The sequence below is a fragment of the Streptomyces sp. NPDC088157 genome, from assembly GCF_044741545.1.
Taxonomy (GTDB): Bacteria; Actinomycetota; Actinomycetes; order Streptomycetales; family Streptomycetaceae; genus Streptomyces.
On the sequence record NZ_JBIUSU010000001.1, the window covers coordinates 1224187 to 1241649 of the forward strand.

A 17463-nucleotide genomic window follows, 5' to 3' on the forward strand; every position below is an offset into this window, starting at 1 on the left:
TCGGCGGCAGGCGGCTCCTCGACGACGTCCGGTTGCCTGCCCCCGCGGACCGTGGGCTCCTTCGGCGGATCGGGCGCGACGCACGGCATCCGACATCCGCGTGCCCGACCTCCTCGGCATGCGGCAGGTCATGGGCTTCGGGTATGCCCACGGTCCTCCAGCATCGGCCCGCGCCGGCCGAGGAGGCGGTCCAGAGTCGCGTCCGCATGGTGACGGACGGCGCCGTTCGCCCGGCGATCCACGCCCGTGTGCCGCTCGCCCACGCGCCCACGACCCGCGGGAACAGCGACAGAGCCTCGGCCGCGCGGTGCCGGTCCCGTGAACGGCCCAGCGGGGCGGAGGGCGACGCCCGCAACGGCGAGACGGACGGTGTGACGGAACGGCAGCAACCCAGGAAGGGCTCCATGAACCCCGTACAGGACAGCACCGGCGCACGGACGGACCGGCGACAGGAGGACGTTCCCATCGCGGTCGTCGGCGTGTCCTGTCGGCTGCCCGGGGCGTCCTCGCCGCAGGAGTACTGGAACCTTCTGCGCGCCGGCCTGGACGCCGTCGGTCCGGCCCCCGCCGAGCGCTGGGACGCCGAGGCGCTGTACGGCGACGGGGATCTGGCGGCGCCGGGCCGTGCCGACGTCCGGCACGGAGGGTTCCTGGACTGGTCCACGGTCACCGGGTTCGATGCCGAGTTCTTCGGAATCGGCCCCCGCGAAGCACTGGCCATGGACCCCCAGCAGCGGTTGATGCTGGAGCTCGGCTGGGAGGCCCTGCAGGACGCCCGGATCGTTCCCGAACGGATCGCGGGCAGCCGCACCGGGGTGTTCGTCGGCGCCATCTGGGACGACTACGCGACGCTGCTGAGGAGGACCGGCACCGAAGCCGTCACCCGCCACTGGCTGACCGGTCTGCAGCGGGGTGTCATCGCCAACCGGGTCTCCTACTGCCTTGGGCTGCGCGGGCCCAGTCTGACCGTCGACTCGGCGCAGTCGTCGTCCCTCGTCGCGGTGCACCTGGCGTGCGAGAGCCTGCGGCGTGGGGAGAGCGAGCTGGCGCTCGCGGGCGGGGTGAACCTGATCCTCGCGCCCGAGAACGCAGTCACCGCGGCCAAGATGGGCGGCCAGTCCTCGCGGGGTCGGATCCACGCCTTCGATGCCCGCGCCGACGGCTATGTACGGGGAGAGGGCGGCGGATTCGTGGTCCTCAAACCCCTTGACCGGGCGCTCGCCGACGGCGACCCCGTCCACTGCGTGATCCGCGGCAGCGCCATGAACAACGACGGCGGCGGCGACGGGTTCACCGCACCGAGCGCCCGTGCGCAGGAGGAGGTCGTCCGTCGGGCCCACGAGCGCGCCGGGACCCGCCCCGACGAGGTGCAGTACGTCGAACTCCACGGGACGGGGACCCCGGCCGGCGACCCTGTCGAGGCCGCCGCCCTGGGTGCCGCGCTCGGCCGTGCCCGTTCCGCGGGGACGCCTCCGCTGCACGTAGGTTCCGTCAAGACCAACATCGGCCACCTGGAGGGCGCCGCCGGTATCGCCGGGCTCCTCAAGGTCGCCCTGAGTATTCGGCACCGGCGGCTGCCGCCGAGCCTGCACCACGAGACGCCCAACCCGCGGATCCCGCTGGATGCGCTGAGACTCCACGTCCACACCGCGCTGTCACCCTGGCCCGACGACCGGCGGGAACTCGTCGCGGGCGTCAGCTCCTTCGGGATGGGCGGTACCAACTGCCATGTGGTGCTGTCCGAGCCACTGCGGGTGGGCGAGCCACTGCGCCGCGAGTCGCCGGCGCCTGAACTGCCGACGGGTGCGGTCGCGGCTGCCGAAGTGCCGCGGACGCGGCCCGAGAGGGCGGTGCCGTGGACGCTTTCGGCCCGGACGGCCGAGGCACTGCGCGCACAGGCCGCCAGGCTGGCCGCCTTCGTGAAGGACCGGGACGCACTCGAGGTCGCGGAAGTCGGCCACTCCCTGGCGACCACCCGCTCGTTGTTCGAGCACCGCGCGGTCGTCGTCGGAACCGGTCGCGAGGACCTCCTCGCGGGCCTCGCCGCCGTGTCCGACGGCCGGTCCGTCAAGAACGCGGTGGTCGGAACGGGGCGGACCACGGCGGGTCGGACCGTCCTGGTGTTCCCTGGACAGGGCTCGCAATGGCAGGCGATGGGACGGGCGCTCCTGGCGGAGAACGACGCCTTCGCCGCCCACCTCGCGTCCTGCGAACGGGCCCTCGGCGAGTTCGTCGACTGGTCCCTGACCGACGTGCTGCGCGCAGCCCCGGAAGCGCCGTCGCTGGACCGGGTCGACGTGGTGCAGCCCGCTCTGTGGGCGGTCATGGTCTCGCTCGCGCAGGTGTGGAAGGCCCACGGAGTCGTACCGGACGCCGTGGTCGGCCACTCGCAGGGCGAGGTCGCCGCCGCGCAGGTGGCGGGGGCGCTCTCGTTACGCGACGCCGCGAAGATCGTCGCCCTGCGCTCGCGGGCCCTGGTCCGGCTGGCCGGTACCGGCGGCATGATCTCCGTACCCCTGCCCGTCGCGGAGGTCGCCGACCGGATCGCCCCCTGGGAGGGCCGCGTCGCTGTGGCCGCCGTCAACGGGCCGGCCTCCACCGTGCTCGCCGGGGAGACGGCCGTCCTGGACCGACTGCTCGCGGCCTACCAGGGGGAGGACGTACGGGCCCGGCGTATCGACGTCGACTACGCCTCCCACTCGCCCGGAATGGAGGCCGTACGGGACGAACTGCTCACCGCCCTGGCCGACGTCACCCCGCGGGCGGCCACGGACATCGCCTTCTACTCGACGGTGACCGCGGCACCGGTCGCCGACACGACGGGACTGGACGCCGCCTACTGGTTCCGCAACCTGCGGCAGACCGTCCGGTTCGAGGAGACCGTTCGTGCCCTGCTCGCGGACGGGCACCGGCTGTTCGTCGAGTCCAGCCCGCATCCGGTCCTCGCCGTGGGCGTCCAGGAGACCATCGACCTCTTCACCACCGACGACGACCTGGCGGCGGTCGTCGGGACGCTACGGCGCAACCAGGGCGACACCGCTCGGCTGCTGACCTCACTGGCGCAGGCGCAGGTAGCCGGAGCGGAGGTGGACTGGAGTCCGGCCCTCCGCGGAGCGCGGCCCGTGGACCTGCCCACCTACGCCTTCCAACGCCGGGCGTACTGGCTGCCCTCCAGCCCTGCTACCTCCTCCTCCGCCCCGTCCCCGGACGTCCTGGAGACCGCCCGCAGTGCACCGAGGCCCTTGGCCGAGAGACTGGCCGCCGTACCCGAACACGACCGGCACGCTCTGGTCCTGGACCTGGTCCGCACAGAGGCCGCCGCCGTCCTGGGCCACTCCTCCGCCGCCACGGTCGACGCCGCCCGCGACTTCAAGGCACTCGGCTTCGACTCCCTCGGCGCGGTCGAACTGCGCAACCGCCTCACCACCGCGACCGGACTGCGCCTGCCCACGACCACGGTCTATGCCCGTCCCACGCCCCGGGCCCTGGCTGCGTACCTGCTGGCCGAACTCCTCGGTGGCGACCGGGCCGAGCGTCCGGAACCGAGGGCCGCCACCGCCACCGCCCCCGTTGCCGGGGCGGACGAGCCGATCGCGATCGTGGGCATGGCGTGCCGCTTCCCCGGTGGAGTGACCGGCCCCGAGGATCTGTGGCGCCTGGTCGCCGACGGCCGGGACGCCATCTCCGGGTTCCCGGACAACCGCGGCTGGGACCTTGACTCCCTCTACGACCCGGACGCGCCGACGCCGGGGACCTCGTACACCCGGCACGGGGGATTCCTGCACGACGCCGACCGCTTCGACGCCGACTTCTTCGGGATCTCCCCGCGTGAGGCACTGGCGACCGATCCCCAGCAGCGGCTGCTCCTGGAGACGGCCTGGGAGGCGCTGGAACGGGCGGGGATCGACCCGGAGGCGCTGCGGGGCAGCCCCACCGGCGTCTTCACCGGCCTGATGGCACCGGACTACGGACCGCGCCCGCACGAGGCCGGTGACGGCACGGAGGGCCACCGGCTCACCGGCAGCGCGGCGAGCGTGGCCTCCGGGCGGATCGCCTACACCTTCGGCCTGGAGGGTCCGGCGGTGAGTGTGGACACGGCGTGTTCGTCGTCGTTGGTGGCGCTGCATCTGGCGGCGCAGTCGCTGCGGCAGGGGGAGTGCTCCCTGGCGCTGGCCGGCGGTGTCACGGTCATGTCGAGCCCCGGAACCTTCACCGAGTTCTCGCGCCAGCGCGGTCTCGCCGCCGACGGGCGGTGCAAGGCGTTCGCGGCGGCGGCCGACGGCACCGGCTGGGCGGAGGGCGTCGGTGTCCTGCTGCTCGAGCGGCTGTCGGACGCGCGCCGCAACGGTCATCGGGTGCTGGCGGTGGTGCGGGGATCGGCCGTCAACCAGGACGGCGCCAGCAACGGCCTGACCGCGCCCAGCGGACCGGCGCAGGAACGGGTGATCCGGCAGGCGCTCATGGCGGCGGGACTGACCGCGGCGGACGTGGACGCGGTCGAGGCGCACGGCACCGGCACGCGCCTGGGCGACCCGATCGAGGCGCAGGCGCTGCTCGCGACCTACGGCCAGGGGCGTTCCCCCGACCGTCCGCTCCGGCTGGGATCGGTCAAGTCGAACCTCGGTCACTCGCAGGCGGCCGCCGGTGTGGCCGGCGTGATCAAGATGGTGATGGCGATGCGCCACGGCGTCCTGCCCAGGACGCTGCATGTGGACGAGCCGTCGCCGCACGTCGACTGGTCGACCGGCGCCGTGTCCCTGCTTACCCGCGAGGTGCCCTGGGAGCCGGGCGGAGCTCTCCGCCGGGCCGGAGTGTCCTCCTTCGGGATCAGTGGCACCAACGCGCACGTCATCCTCGAAGAGGCCGACGACGCGGAGCCCGCTCCCACGTCCGCGTCCGTCCAGGCCGGTGAGCGCGCGGACGCCGGGCTCGCCTGGGTGCTGTCCGCGAAGAATCCCGAGGCGCTGCGTGAACAGGCGCTGCGCCTCGCCGCGCACCTGCGGGAGGCCGGGCAGGAGGTACGTGACGTCGACGTGGCGTACACGCTTGCCGTCACCCGTGCGGTGTTCGAGCACCGCGCCGTGATCGTCGGCTCCGGCCGGGACGGATTCGTCGCCGGTCTCGCCGCGGTCGCCGAGGGCGCCGAAGGCGTCGTGAACGGGTTCACGACCGGTGCGGCGCACGGTCTCGCCACCTCCGTCGCCGAGGACTTCGTCCAGGGCGTAGCCGTGGACTGGCAGCTCCTGTTCGGCGGTACGGGCGCACGCCGGGTGGAACTGCCCACCTATGCCTTCCGCAAGGAGCGGTACTGGCTCGACGTGCCTCGGAGGGTGCGCGAGAGCGGCCCGACGACCGGTCCCGACGCCGCGGAGCAGCGCTTCTGGGCGGCGGTGGAACACGGAGACGCCGGCGCGCTCGCCGAGGAAATGGGCCTCGACGCCGCCGACGGCCTTCCCGCCGAGGCCTTGGCCACCGCCCTCCCGGCCCTGTCCGCATGGCGTGGCCGACACCGCGCCGACGCCGCCCTGGGAGCCCTGCGCTACCGGGTCGGCTGGCACGAGGTCGTCACCGAACGAACCCTTCCGGCTTCCGGTACGTGGATGGTGGCCGTCCCCGCTGGGGCGGCGGGAACCTCGGCGGGCCCGTGGGCCGACGCGGCGGCACGCGCCCTGACCGCACGAGGAGCACGGATCCACCGGGTCGACGTGGACCCGACGGCCGACCGGGCGGCACTCACCGAGATGCTGCGCGCCGCCCTCGACGACCACGGGCCGGCCGCCATCCTGTCCCTGCTCACCCTCGCCGAAGGCCATCTTCCGGAACACGCCTCCGTACCGCTGGGGTTGGCGTCCTCGCTGGCCCTCACCCAGGCGCTCGGCGACCTGGAGTCCGAGGCCCCGGTCTGGTACGCCACGACCGAAGCCGTGAGTACGGGTCCCGCGTCGACCGGCGCCGATGATCCGGCTCCTCGCCCGGAACAGGCACAGGTGTGGGGCCTGGTGCGGATCGCCGCCCTGGAGCACCCGGAGCGACCGGGCGGGCTGATCGACCTGCCGCACCGGCCGGACGAGGCGTCGGCCGAGCGACTCGCGGCCGTGCTGACCACTCCGGGCGAGGAGGACCAGCTCGCCGTGCGGCCGTCCGGGGTGTACGCCCGGCGCCTGGAGCGGGCGGCGAGGGCGCCGCACGAGGGCGCGCGGCAGAGGCCGGGATCCTGGCGCACGAGCGGCACGGCCCTGGTCGTCGGTGGCACCGGGGCGCTGGGCGCCCATGTGGCGCGATGGCTCGCGGCCGCCGGAGCCGAGCATCTGCTGCTGGTCAGTCGCCGGGGCGAACAGGCCCCAGGAGCAATGGAGTTGCGTACCGAGCTGACCGGGCTCGGCGCCCGCGTCACCCTCGCCGCCTGTGACGCGGGCGACCGCGCCGCGCTGGCCGCCGTACTCGAAACGGTGCCCGAAGCCCTGCCGCTGACCACCGTCGTACACGCGGCAGGACAGCTCGACGACGCCCTGATCACGACGCTGGCACCCCATCAGCTCGACCGTGCCCTGCGGGCCAAGGCGACAGCCGCGGACAACCTGGACGAGTTGACCAGGCGCTGGGATCTGTCGGCGTTCGTCCTCTTCTCCTCCGTGGCGGCCACCTGGGGTCTGCCGGGGCAGGGCGGCTACGCACCCGGCAACGCCCATCTGGACGCCCTCGCCGAGCGGCGCCGGGCAGAGGGCCTCGCGGCCACCTCGATCGCCTGGGGCGCCTGGGACGGGGCCGGTATGGCCGCGGACGCGGACGTGGCGGGCGGCTTCGCCCGCGTCGGCATGGACGGCCTCGATCCCGCGACCGGACTCGCGGCCCTGGAACAGGCCCTCGTGGCCGACGACGTCTGTGTCACGGTGGCGCGCGTCGACTGGGAGCGATTCGCGACGGCGGCCCACGCGGTGACGCGCCCGCGCCTTCTCTTCGACGCGCTGCCCGAGGCCCGGCGCGCACCGGAGAGCGGGGCCGGCATCAGGGAGGCGTCCGCCGGGCATCTCGCGGAGCGTCTGGCGAGGCTCGGCGCGCAGGCGCGCGAACCGGTCGTGCTGGACGTGGTGCGCAGCGCCGTCGCCGCCGTACTCGGCTTCAGGTCCGCTCAACAGGTCCGCGCGGACCGGGTGTTCTCGGAACTCGGGCTCACCTCGCTGAGCGCGGTCGATCTGCGCAACCGCCTCAACGCGACGACCGGATTGCGGCTGCCGGCCACCCTGACCTTCGACCACCCCACTCCGCGCCGCCTGGCCCGGTTCGTCCTCGAACGCGTTACCGGAGAGGAAGAAGCCGGACCGAGCACCCGCCATGCTCTCGGATCCACGGACCGGGCCGACGAGCCGATCGCGATCGTGGGGATGGCCTGCCGCTACCCGGGCGGCGCCACCTCGCCGGAGGCCCTGTGGGACCTCGTCGCCGCAGGCGGTGACGCGATCGGTGAGATGCCGCCCGACCGGGGCTGGGACGTGGGGAACCTCTTCCACCCCGAGCCGGGCCGCGCGGGCGCCTCGTACACCCGGCACGGCGGATTCCTCTACGACGCGGCCGAATTCGACGCGGGGTTCTTCGGGATCTCCCCACGTGAGGCGCTGGCGATGGATCCGCAGCAGCGGCTTCTGCTGGAGACCTCCTGGGAGGCCGTCGAGCGGGCGGGCATCGACCCCGGTGCTCTGCGCTCCACCGACACGGGCGTGTATGTCGGCGCCTCGGCCGGTGAGTACGGACCCCGGCTCTCGGAACCCGCCGGCACGGCCGACGGCTATGTCCTGACCGGAAGTGCGGCGAGCGTCGTCTCCGGGCGGGTCGCCTACACCTTCGGCCTGGAGGGTCCGGCGGTGAGTGTGGACACGGCGTGTTCGTCGTCGTTGGTGGCGCTGCATCTGGCGGCGCAGTCGCTGCGGCAGGGGGAGTGCTCCCTGGCGCTGGCCGGCGGTGTCACGGTCATGTCGAGCCCCGGGGTCTTCGTCGAGTTCTCGCGCCGACGCGGTCTTTCGGCCGACGGGCGGTGCAAGGCGTTCGCGGCGGCGGCCGACGGCACCGGCTGGGCGGAGGGCGTCGGTGTCCTGGTCCTGGAGCGGCTGTCGGACGCGCGCCGCAACGGCCGTCGGGTGCTGGCGGTGGTGCGGGGCTCGGCCGTCAACCAGGACGGCGCCAGCAACGGCCTGACCGCGCCTCACGGTCCCTCCCAGGAACGCGTGATCCGCCAGGCCCTGGCCGGTGCGGGCCTCGAGCCCGCCGATGTGGACGCGGTCGAGGCGCACGGGACCGGCACACGCCTCGGTGACCCGATCGAGGCGCGGGCGCTGCTCGCGACCTACGGTCAGGGGCGTTCCCCCGACCGTCCGCTCCGCCTCGGGTCGTTGAAGTCCAACATCGGGCATTCCCAGGCCGCCGCGGGTGTGGCCGGGGTGATCAAGATGGTGATGGCGATGCGCCAGGGCGTTCTGCCCAGGACGCTGCACGTGGACGAGCCGTCGCCGCAGGTCGACTGGTCGACCGGCGCCGTGTCCCTGCTTACCCGCGAGGTGCCCTGGGAACGGGGTGACGGTCCCCGTCGGGCCGGGGTGTCCTCCTTCGGGATCAGCGGCACCAACGCGCACGTCATCCTCGAAGAGGCCGAAGAGGCCTGTCAGGCGGTCCGGGACGTCGAGGCCGGGCCGGCCTCCGTCGGGGCGTTCGGCGACGGGACGGTGCCCTGGATGCTGTCCGCCCGTACCGCCGAAGGTCTCCGGGCGCAGGCCGAACGGCTGTCCGCGGCCCTTGCCGAGGACGCGCCGCACGATCCGGCCGGCCTCGCCGCCCTCGGGCGGGCCCTGGCCACGACCCGTGCGGTGTTCGAGCACCGCGCCGTGATCGTCGGCTCCGGCCGGGACGAGTTCGTCGCGGGACTCGCCGCGGTCGCCGAGGGCGCCGAAGGCGTCGTGCACGGCTCCGCGTCCGGTGCAGCGCTCGGCCTCGCCACCTCTGTCGCCGACGACTTCGTCCAGGGCGCCGAGGTGGACTGGGCGACCCTCTTCGCCGGTGTGTCCGCCGTTCCCGTGGACCTGCCCACCTACCCCTTTCAGCGCAAGCGGTACTGGCTGACACCGCCCGCGTCGCGCGCCGGAACGACCACACCGACCGCGCCGGGAGGACGGCCGCTCGACCACCCCCTGCTCTCCACGTGCCTGCACCGCGCCGGGACCGACGAGTACGTCCTCACCGGCCGGCTCTCCCACGAAGCCCAGCCCTGGCTCGGCGATCACCTGGTGGCGGGCGCGGCACTGCTGCCCGGCACCGCGTTCGTCGAACTCGCACGGTGCGCCGGGGAACAGGTCGGCCGTCCCGTCCTCGTCGAGCTGGGCGTGACCGCTCCGCTCGTCACGCCCGCGCACGGCGACACCACGCTCCAGGTGGCGGTCGGACCGGTGGACGAGGAGGGCCGACGGGAGATGCGCGTCTTCTCGCGCGCCGCCGACGACGGGACGGACACCGACGCCCCGTGGACGCATCACGCCACCGGTCTGCTCGCCGCGGAGTCCGTGGAGCCCGGTGACGGATCTGGCCGGGCTCCCGACGGACCGGCCGAGTGGCCCCCGCGCGGGGCCTCGCCCCTTGACGTGAGCGATCTGTACGAACGGCTGGCCCGCCGGGGCTACGGCTACGGTCCCTCGTTCCGGGGACTGACCCGCGCCTGGCGGCACGGCACGGACGTCTGGGCCGAAGTCGCTCTCGGGGAGGTCGAACACGTCGCGGCCGGCCGCTACGGTCTGCACCCCGCCCTGCTCGACGCGGCCCTGCACACCATCGGCCTCGCGGCAGACGCCACCGACAAGACGCCGGCCGTCCTGCCCTTCGCATGGCAGGACGTCACGCTCACCGGCGGCGAGGCCCAGCGCCTGCGCGTGCGGCTGACCATGGCCGGTCCCGCGCAGGCCGGGCTCACCGCGTACGACGAGGCGGGGCGGCAGGTGGCCGCCGTCGGGTCCGTCGTCCTGCGCCCGGTCCCCCGGGACCTGACGGCGGGCCAGGACCTCTACCGCGTCGCCTGGCACTCCGCCGATCCCGCGCCGAAGGCGCCCCCGGCGGACTCGCCGAGCTGGGCACTGATCGGTGCGGACTCCGAGTTCGCGGACATCTCGTCGCCCGAGGGTCTCCATGCGGGCTCGCCGACGTGGTACGCCGACCTCGCGGCGCTGCGCCGGGCCTTGGACGCGGGCGCGCCCGTGCCGGACCTGGTCTGCGCCGTGGCCGCCCCGGAACCCGTCGCCGGAGCCACGCCGCGCGATCGAGCCGGGGCGACGGCCGAGTGGGCCCTCACCCTGCTCCAGGAGTGGCTGGCGGACCAGCGCTGGGAGCCTTCCCGGCTGGTCCTGGTGACCCGCTCCGCCGTTGCCGTGACTCCCGGAGAGTCACCCGACCCCGCCGCAGCGGCCGTCTGGGGCCTGTTGCGGTCCGCCCAGACCGAGCACCCCGGACGCTTCGTCCTCGCGGACCTCGCCGTCACCGATTCCCTCCTGCCGGCCCTGTCCACGGTGGCCGTCGCGGCAGCCGGCGATGAGCCCCAACTGGCCCTGCGAGCCGGGGCTGTTCACGCGCCCCGGCTCGAACGCGCATCATCCACCTCTCCGCGCCGGAGCCGCCGCGCGCTCGACCCCGACGGGACGGTCCTCGTCACCGGCGGCACCGGGCTGCTCGGACGCCTGGTCGCCCGGCATCTCGTGGAGGCGCACGGGGTGCGCCGACTGGTGCTGGCCGGCCGCCGGGGCCCCGAGGCCGATGGCACGCGCGAGCTGCGGGACACGCTGACCGCCGCGGGGGCCGAGGCCGTCACCGTCGTCGCCTGCGACGTGGCCGACCGTGCCGCCCTCGCGGGGCTGCTGGACGCCATCCCCGCCGAGCACCCGCTGACGGCCGTCGTGCACGCGGCCGGCGTGCTGGACGACGGGGCCATCGGCTCTCTGACCCCCGAGCGGCTCGACCGGGTGATGCGGCCCAAGGCCGACGCGGCCTGGCAGTTGCACGAACTCACCCGGCATCTGGACCTGTCGGCTTTCGTGTTGTTCTCCTCAGCCGCCGGGCTCCTCGGATCCGCGGGACAGGGCAACTACGCCGCCGCCAACGCCTTCCTCGACGCCCTCGCCGCCCGGCGCCGCGCCGAGGGACTGCCCGGCACCGCACTGGCCTGGGGGCTTTGGGAGGAGCGCAGCGCCCTGACGGCAGGTCTCGACGCCACCGACCTGGCCCGGCTCGCGCGGACCGGTGTCCGACCGCTGCCCACCGACACCGGACTCGCTCTGCTGGACGCGGCTCTCGCGACCGACGAGCCGAACCTGGCTCCCGTACGCCTCGACCTCACTCTGCCCGGCACCGGGTCGGTACTGCTGCGCGGCCTCGTACGCCCCCGCCCCACCCCCCGAACATTCGCCCCCGCGCCCTCAGCGGGCCCCGAGGGCGATCTCGCCCGGCGGGTACGGACCATGGGCGAGGCGGAGCGCCGCCGGCTGCTCGCCGCACTCGTCCGCGAGGAGACCGCGGCCGTGCTGGGCCTCGACGACGAGGACCACCTCGACGCCGCACAGGACCAGCGCGCCTTCTCCGAACTGGGCATGGACTCCCTCACCGCCCTCGAACTGCGCACCAGGCTCGGCAGGCTCACCGGACTGACGCTTCCCGCCGGGCTCGTCTTCGACCATCCGACACCACAGCACGTCGCCGCCTACCTGGAGGCCGGACTCACGGGCTCCGGGGCAGGGGAGCGGGACAGGACGGCACGGGAGAAAGACCGCACGGCGGCCACGCCGGACGATCCCATCGCGATCGTCGCCATGGCCTGCCGCTATCCCGGAGGGGTCATGGACCCCGGCGACCTGTGGTCCCTGGTCGCGAGCGGCTCCGACGCCGTGGGCGACATGCCGCGCGACCGGGGCTGGGACCTCGAAGGGCTGTACGACCCCGAGCCCGGCCGGCCGGGCAGGAGCTACACCCGGCACGGCGCCTTCCTCGACACGGCGGCCGAGTTCGACGCCGGGTTCTTCGGGATCTCACCGCGCGAGGCGGTGGCGATGGACCCGCAGCAACGGCTTCTCCTGGAGACCTCCTGGGAGGCCGTCGAGCGGGCGGGCATCGACCCCGCCGCACTGCGCGGCAGCAGGACCGGCGTCTTCGCGGGCGTGATGTACCACGACTACGGTTCGTGGTCGCGCACGCTCCCCGAGGAGGTCGAGGGCTATCTCGGCGCCGGCACAGCGGGCAGTGTCGCCTCGGGCCGGGTGGCGTACACGATGGGCCTCGAGGGCCCCGCCGTGTCCGTGGACACCGCCTGCTCCTCGTCCCTGGTGTCGCTGCACCTGGCCGCCCAGTCGCTGCGGGCGGGGGAGAGCGACCTGGCCCTCGCCGGCGGCGTGACGGTCATGTCGACCCCTACGCCGTTCGTCGAGTTCTCCCGCCGACGCGGCCTCGCTGCCGACGGACGCTGCAAGCCCTTCGCGGCGGCGGCCGACGGCACCGGCTGGGGCGAGGGCGTCGGCGTCCTGCTCCTGGAGCGGCTCTCGGACGCGCGGCGCAACAACCATCCGGTCCTCGCGCTCCTGCGCGGCTCCGCCGTCAACCAGGACGGTGCCAGCAACGGCCTGACCGCGCCCAACGGCCCTTCCCAGGAACGGGTGATCCGCCAGGCCCTGGCCGCGGCCGCGCTCGAGCCCGCGGACGTCGACGCCGTGGAGGCCCACGGCACAGGCACCTCGCTGGGCGACCCGATCGAGGCGACCGCCCTGCTCGCCGCGTACGGGCAGGAGCGGGAGCCCGACCGTCCTCTGCTGGTCGGATCGGTCAAGTCCAACATCGGCCATACGCAGGCTGCGGCGGGCGTCGCCGGCGTGATCAAGATGGTGATGGCGATGCGGCACGGCGCGCTGCCCAGAAGCCTGCACATCGACGAGCCGACACCGCACGTGGACTGGTCGGCGGGCGCGGTGTCCCTGCTCACCGAGAGCGCGCCGTGGCCGGTGACCGGCCGCCCGCGGCGGGCCGGCGTCTCCTCCTTCGGCATCAGCGGCACCAACGCCCATGTCGTCCTCGAACAGGCCCCGGCCGAACAGCCGGACCGCGCCGCCGCGGCCCCCGGCGCCACCGGCCGCCCCGACGGCCGCGCCGTGCCCTGGCTGCTGTCCGCCCGTTCGGCCGACGCGCTCCGCTCCCAGGCCGCGCGACTGCGTCAGCGCCTCGACGCACGGCCCGACCTGCGGCCGCTCGACATCGGACACTCCCTGGCCACGACCCGTACGGCCTTCGAGCACCGGGCCGCCCTCGTGGCGGCGACGCGCGAGGACTTCCTCGACAGGCTCGACGAGATCGTCTCCGGCAGCGGGGCCACCGGGGGAGCGACGGGCCGCGCCACCGGCGGACGGGTCGCCTACCTGTTCGCCGGACAAGGCAGCCAGCGAGCCGGCATGGGCCGCCAACTCGCCCTCGCGCATCCGGTGTTCGCCGAGGCGTACGACGAGGTCCTGCGGGAGCTCGACAGCCGTCTGGCGCGACCGCTGCGCGAAGTGATCGACGCGGACGAGAACGAGCAAGCCGACGAGGAAGCGGTCGGGCTGCTCGCGCGGACCGAATACACCCAGCCCGCCCTGTTCGCGGTCGAGGTGGCCCTCTTCCGGCTCCTGGAGCACTGGGGAGTCCGGCCCGACGCGCTGGCCGGTCACTCGGTCGGCGAGATCGCGGCCGCCCATGCGGCCGGCGTGCTCTCGCTCTCCGACGCGGCGGAACTGGTGACCGCGCGGGGCCGATTGATGCAGTCCCTGCCGTCCGGTGGTGCGATGGTGGCGGTCCAGGCGTCCGAGAGCCAGGTCGCCCCTCTGCTGACCGAAGGGGTGTTCCTCGCAGCGGTCAACGGTCCCGCGGCCGTGGTGCTCTCGGGCCGGACCGAGGCGGTCCTTGCCGCTGCCGCGCACCTGAGCTCTCTGGGACGACGGACGACCCGGTTGCGGGTCAGCCACGCCTTCCACTCCCCGCTGATGGATCCCATGCTGGGCCAACTCCGTGACGTGGCAGCCGGCTTGACCTTCCGAGAGCCGACCGTCCCGATCATCTCGACGGTCACCGGACGCCCCGCGACGGCCGAGGAACTGGGCTCGCCCGACTACTGGGCGGAGCAGGTCCGCATGCCCGTACGGTTCCATGACGCCGTGCTGCGGCTGACCGGGGACGGCGCACGGACCCTGGTGGACATCGGCCCCGACGGCTCGCTCAGCACCGTCGTCGCGGCACACGGGGATCCGGCCGTCGCGGCCGTGGCCACGATGCGCCGGGACCGGACCGAGCCGGACGCCCTGGCGGACGCGGTGGGCCGACTGCACGTCCGGGGCGCGGCCGTCGACTGGGGCACGTACTTCGCCGGATCGGGTGCCCGCCGGGTGGATCTGCCGACCTACGCCTTCCAGCGCGCACGCCACTGGCTGGACCCCGAGGGACCGACGGGCGAAGCGGCCGGGAAGACCCCCGCCGCCGACGCCGCCGTGATGGCCGCGGGCCTGCATGTGCCGGGGCATCCACTGCTCGGCGCCCTGCTCGACCTGCCGGACTCCGATGGCCTGTTGTTCACCGGGAGGCTCGCCGGGAACCCGCACGGCTGGTCGGCCGACCACCGGGTTCGCGGGAACATCCTGATGCCGGGCTCCGCGTTCGTGGAGCTCGCCCTCCACGCCGGGTCCCGACTCGGCTGCGGCCGGGTGGCCGAACTCACCCTGAGCAGCCCGCTGCTCCTTCCCGAGGACGGCGGCGCTGTCCATCTGCGGGTGAAGGTCGGCCCCGGCGACGCCGACGGACGACGCCCGCTGACGGTGCACGCCCGCCCCGAGCACGCCGCCGACGGCGAGCAGTGGACCGAACACGCCACCGGCCTGCTCGCACCCGACACCCCGGCACCCGAGACTGCCACCGGCGCATGGCCGCCGGCCGGCGCCATATCGCTCCCCGTCGACGGACTGTACGAGCGTCTGGCCGCCTCCGGCGTCGCGTACGGTCCCGCGTTCCGGGGCCTGCGCGCCGCATGGCGCCTCGGCGAGCAGCTGCTCGCCGACGTGGTCCTGCCCGACCCCGTGGCGCGCGAGGCCGACCGGTACGGCCTCCACCCCGCGCTGCTCGACGCGGCGCTCCACGCGGCCGCGTCTCCGGACCCCGGCGACCCGCCCGCGCCCCGGCTGCCCTTCGCCTGGAACGGAGTCACCCTGTACGCCGAAGGCGCGCGGGCCCTGCGCGTACGACTGACCCCGCGCGGCGCCGACAGGCTCGCGATCGAGCTCTCGGACCAGCAAGGGCGGCCGGTCGCCGCCGTTGACTCGCTCCTCCTGCGCCCCGCCCCCTCGCTGGAGGAGGCCGGCGCCCCGCACCGGTCGCTGTACGAGGTCCACTGGCGGCCCATACCGGTTTCCCGCCCGGCGCCGTCGCAGGAGCCCGCCGGTACCTGGGCGTCGATCGGGCCGATGGACCCCGCGACCGAGGCCGCGTTCGGCCCGCAGGTCACGCCGTACGCCGACCTGAACGCCCTCCTCGCCGCACTCGACCGAGGCGCGCCCGTACCCGACGCCGCGCTGGTGTCGCCCACGGGTCCCGCCGACGCAGGGGCCGGCGACCTGCCCGCCCGGACCCGGGCCGCGGTGGACCGCACCGCGGAGCTGCTGCGCGCCTGGACGGCGCAGCGACGACTCAAGGCGAGCCGACTCGTACTGATCGGCCGGGGGGCCGCCACCACTGCGCCGGGCGAGCGGGTACGCGACCTCGCCGCAAGCGCCGCATGGGGCCTGGCCCGGTCCGCACAGGCCGAACACCCCGGCCGGATCCTGCTCGTGGACACCGACGGGACGCCGGAGTCGGCCCGGGCGCTGCGGGCGGCGATCCGCTCGGACGAACCCCAACTGGCCCTGCGCGCCGGGGCGGTGAGCGTCCCCCGGCTCACCGCCCCGCGCACCTCCGCCCCCGTCGGCCCGCAGGCACGCGCATTCGACCCCACCGGCACCGTCCTGGTCACCGGCGGCACCGGCGCGCTGGGCGCGCTCGTCGCCCGGCACCTCGTCGTCGCACACGGCGTACGGCACCTCATGCTCGCCGCACGGCACGGCGAAGCCGCACCGGGCGCCGCGGCCCTGCGCGACGAACTCACCCGGCACGGTGCCGAGGCACGGATCGTCGCGTGCGACGTCGCCGACCGCGCCGCTCTGGAGGCCCTGCTCGACTCCCTCCCCACGAAGCGGCCCCTGACCGGGGTCGTGCACTGCGCCGGAGTCCTGGACGACGGCGTCCTGGAATCCCTCACCCCCGAGCGCGTCGAACGGGTCCTGGGTCCCAAGGCGGACGCCGCGTGGCACCTGCACGAACTGACCAGGGACCGGAACCTGACGGCGTTCGTGCTGTTCTCCTCCGTCGCCGGCCTCCTGGGACCGGCCGGGCAGGGCAACTACGCCGCCGCCAACGCCTTCCTGGACGCCCTCGCCGAACACCGGCGCGCCGCGGGGCTGCCCGCCACCGCGCTGGCCTGGGGCTGGTGGGAGAACCCGCGCGGAATGGCCGGCGAACTCGACGAGGCCGCGCGGGTCCGGATGGCCAGGTCGGGCATCGCCGCCCTGAACACGGCTGACGCGCTGGTCCTCTTCGACACAGCCCTCGGATCCGACACGGCGCTCCTCGCCCCCGTCCGGCTGGACCTCGCCGCCCTGCGTGCCCTGGCCGCCCAGGGCGCACTCGCTCCCCTGCTGTCCGAGACGATCGGCACCGCGGGCACACCGGCTACCCGAAAGCCCGCGGCCGCCGTTGCCATCGCACCGGACGCGTGGCGCACGCGCCTGACCCGGGCGGCCCCCGAACACCGCGCGCACTTGCTGCTCGACCTGGTGCGCCGCGAGTCCGCCCGCGTGCTCGGACAGCCCTCCGCCTCGGCCATCGACCCCCAGACCGGCCTTCTCGACCTGGGCTTCGACTCCCTGACCGCCGTCGAACTGCGCAACCGGCTCGCCGGAATCTGCGGGCTCGACCTGCCCACCACTCTGGTCTTCGACCACCCCACGTCCGAACGACTGGCCCGGCACCTGGAGGAGGAGTTCCGGCGGACGCTCGAACCCGGGGCCGACGACGCGCTCGCCGCACTCGACGGGCTCGAACGCGCCCTGGCCGCCGCACCCCCCGACGGCGACCTCGGCGCACGCCTGCGGCCCCGGCTGACCGCGCTGCTGGCGCGGTGGACCACACAGGCCGACGGAAAAGGACCGGCCCTCTCCGGACACCCGGACGACACTCCCGCCGACCTCACCGCAGCCACCTCCGACGAACTCCTCGCCTTCATCGACAAGAACCTCAGAAGGCCCTGAGGAGGCCGGTCCCGATCTGCCGCCCCGTGCGCCCGCTCCCTACGTACACCGTCAAGCGTCCGACAACGAATGAGGGTTTGGTTCCCGATGGCCGAGG

At 74.5% G+C, this 17463-nt stretch carries 1 protein-coding gene; it reads left to right on the plus strand.

Features of this window, described 5'->3' with window-relative positions; translation table 11 throughout:
- Positions 1-404: 404 nt before the first annotated feature.
- Positions 405-17366, plus strand: coding sequence for an SDR family NAD(P)-dependent oxidoreductase (locus ACIPFH_RS05230; RefSeq protein WP_401823212.1), 16962 nt, complete (start codon positions 405-407; stop codon positions 17364-17366).
- Positions 17367-17463: the final 97 nt, after the last annotated feature.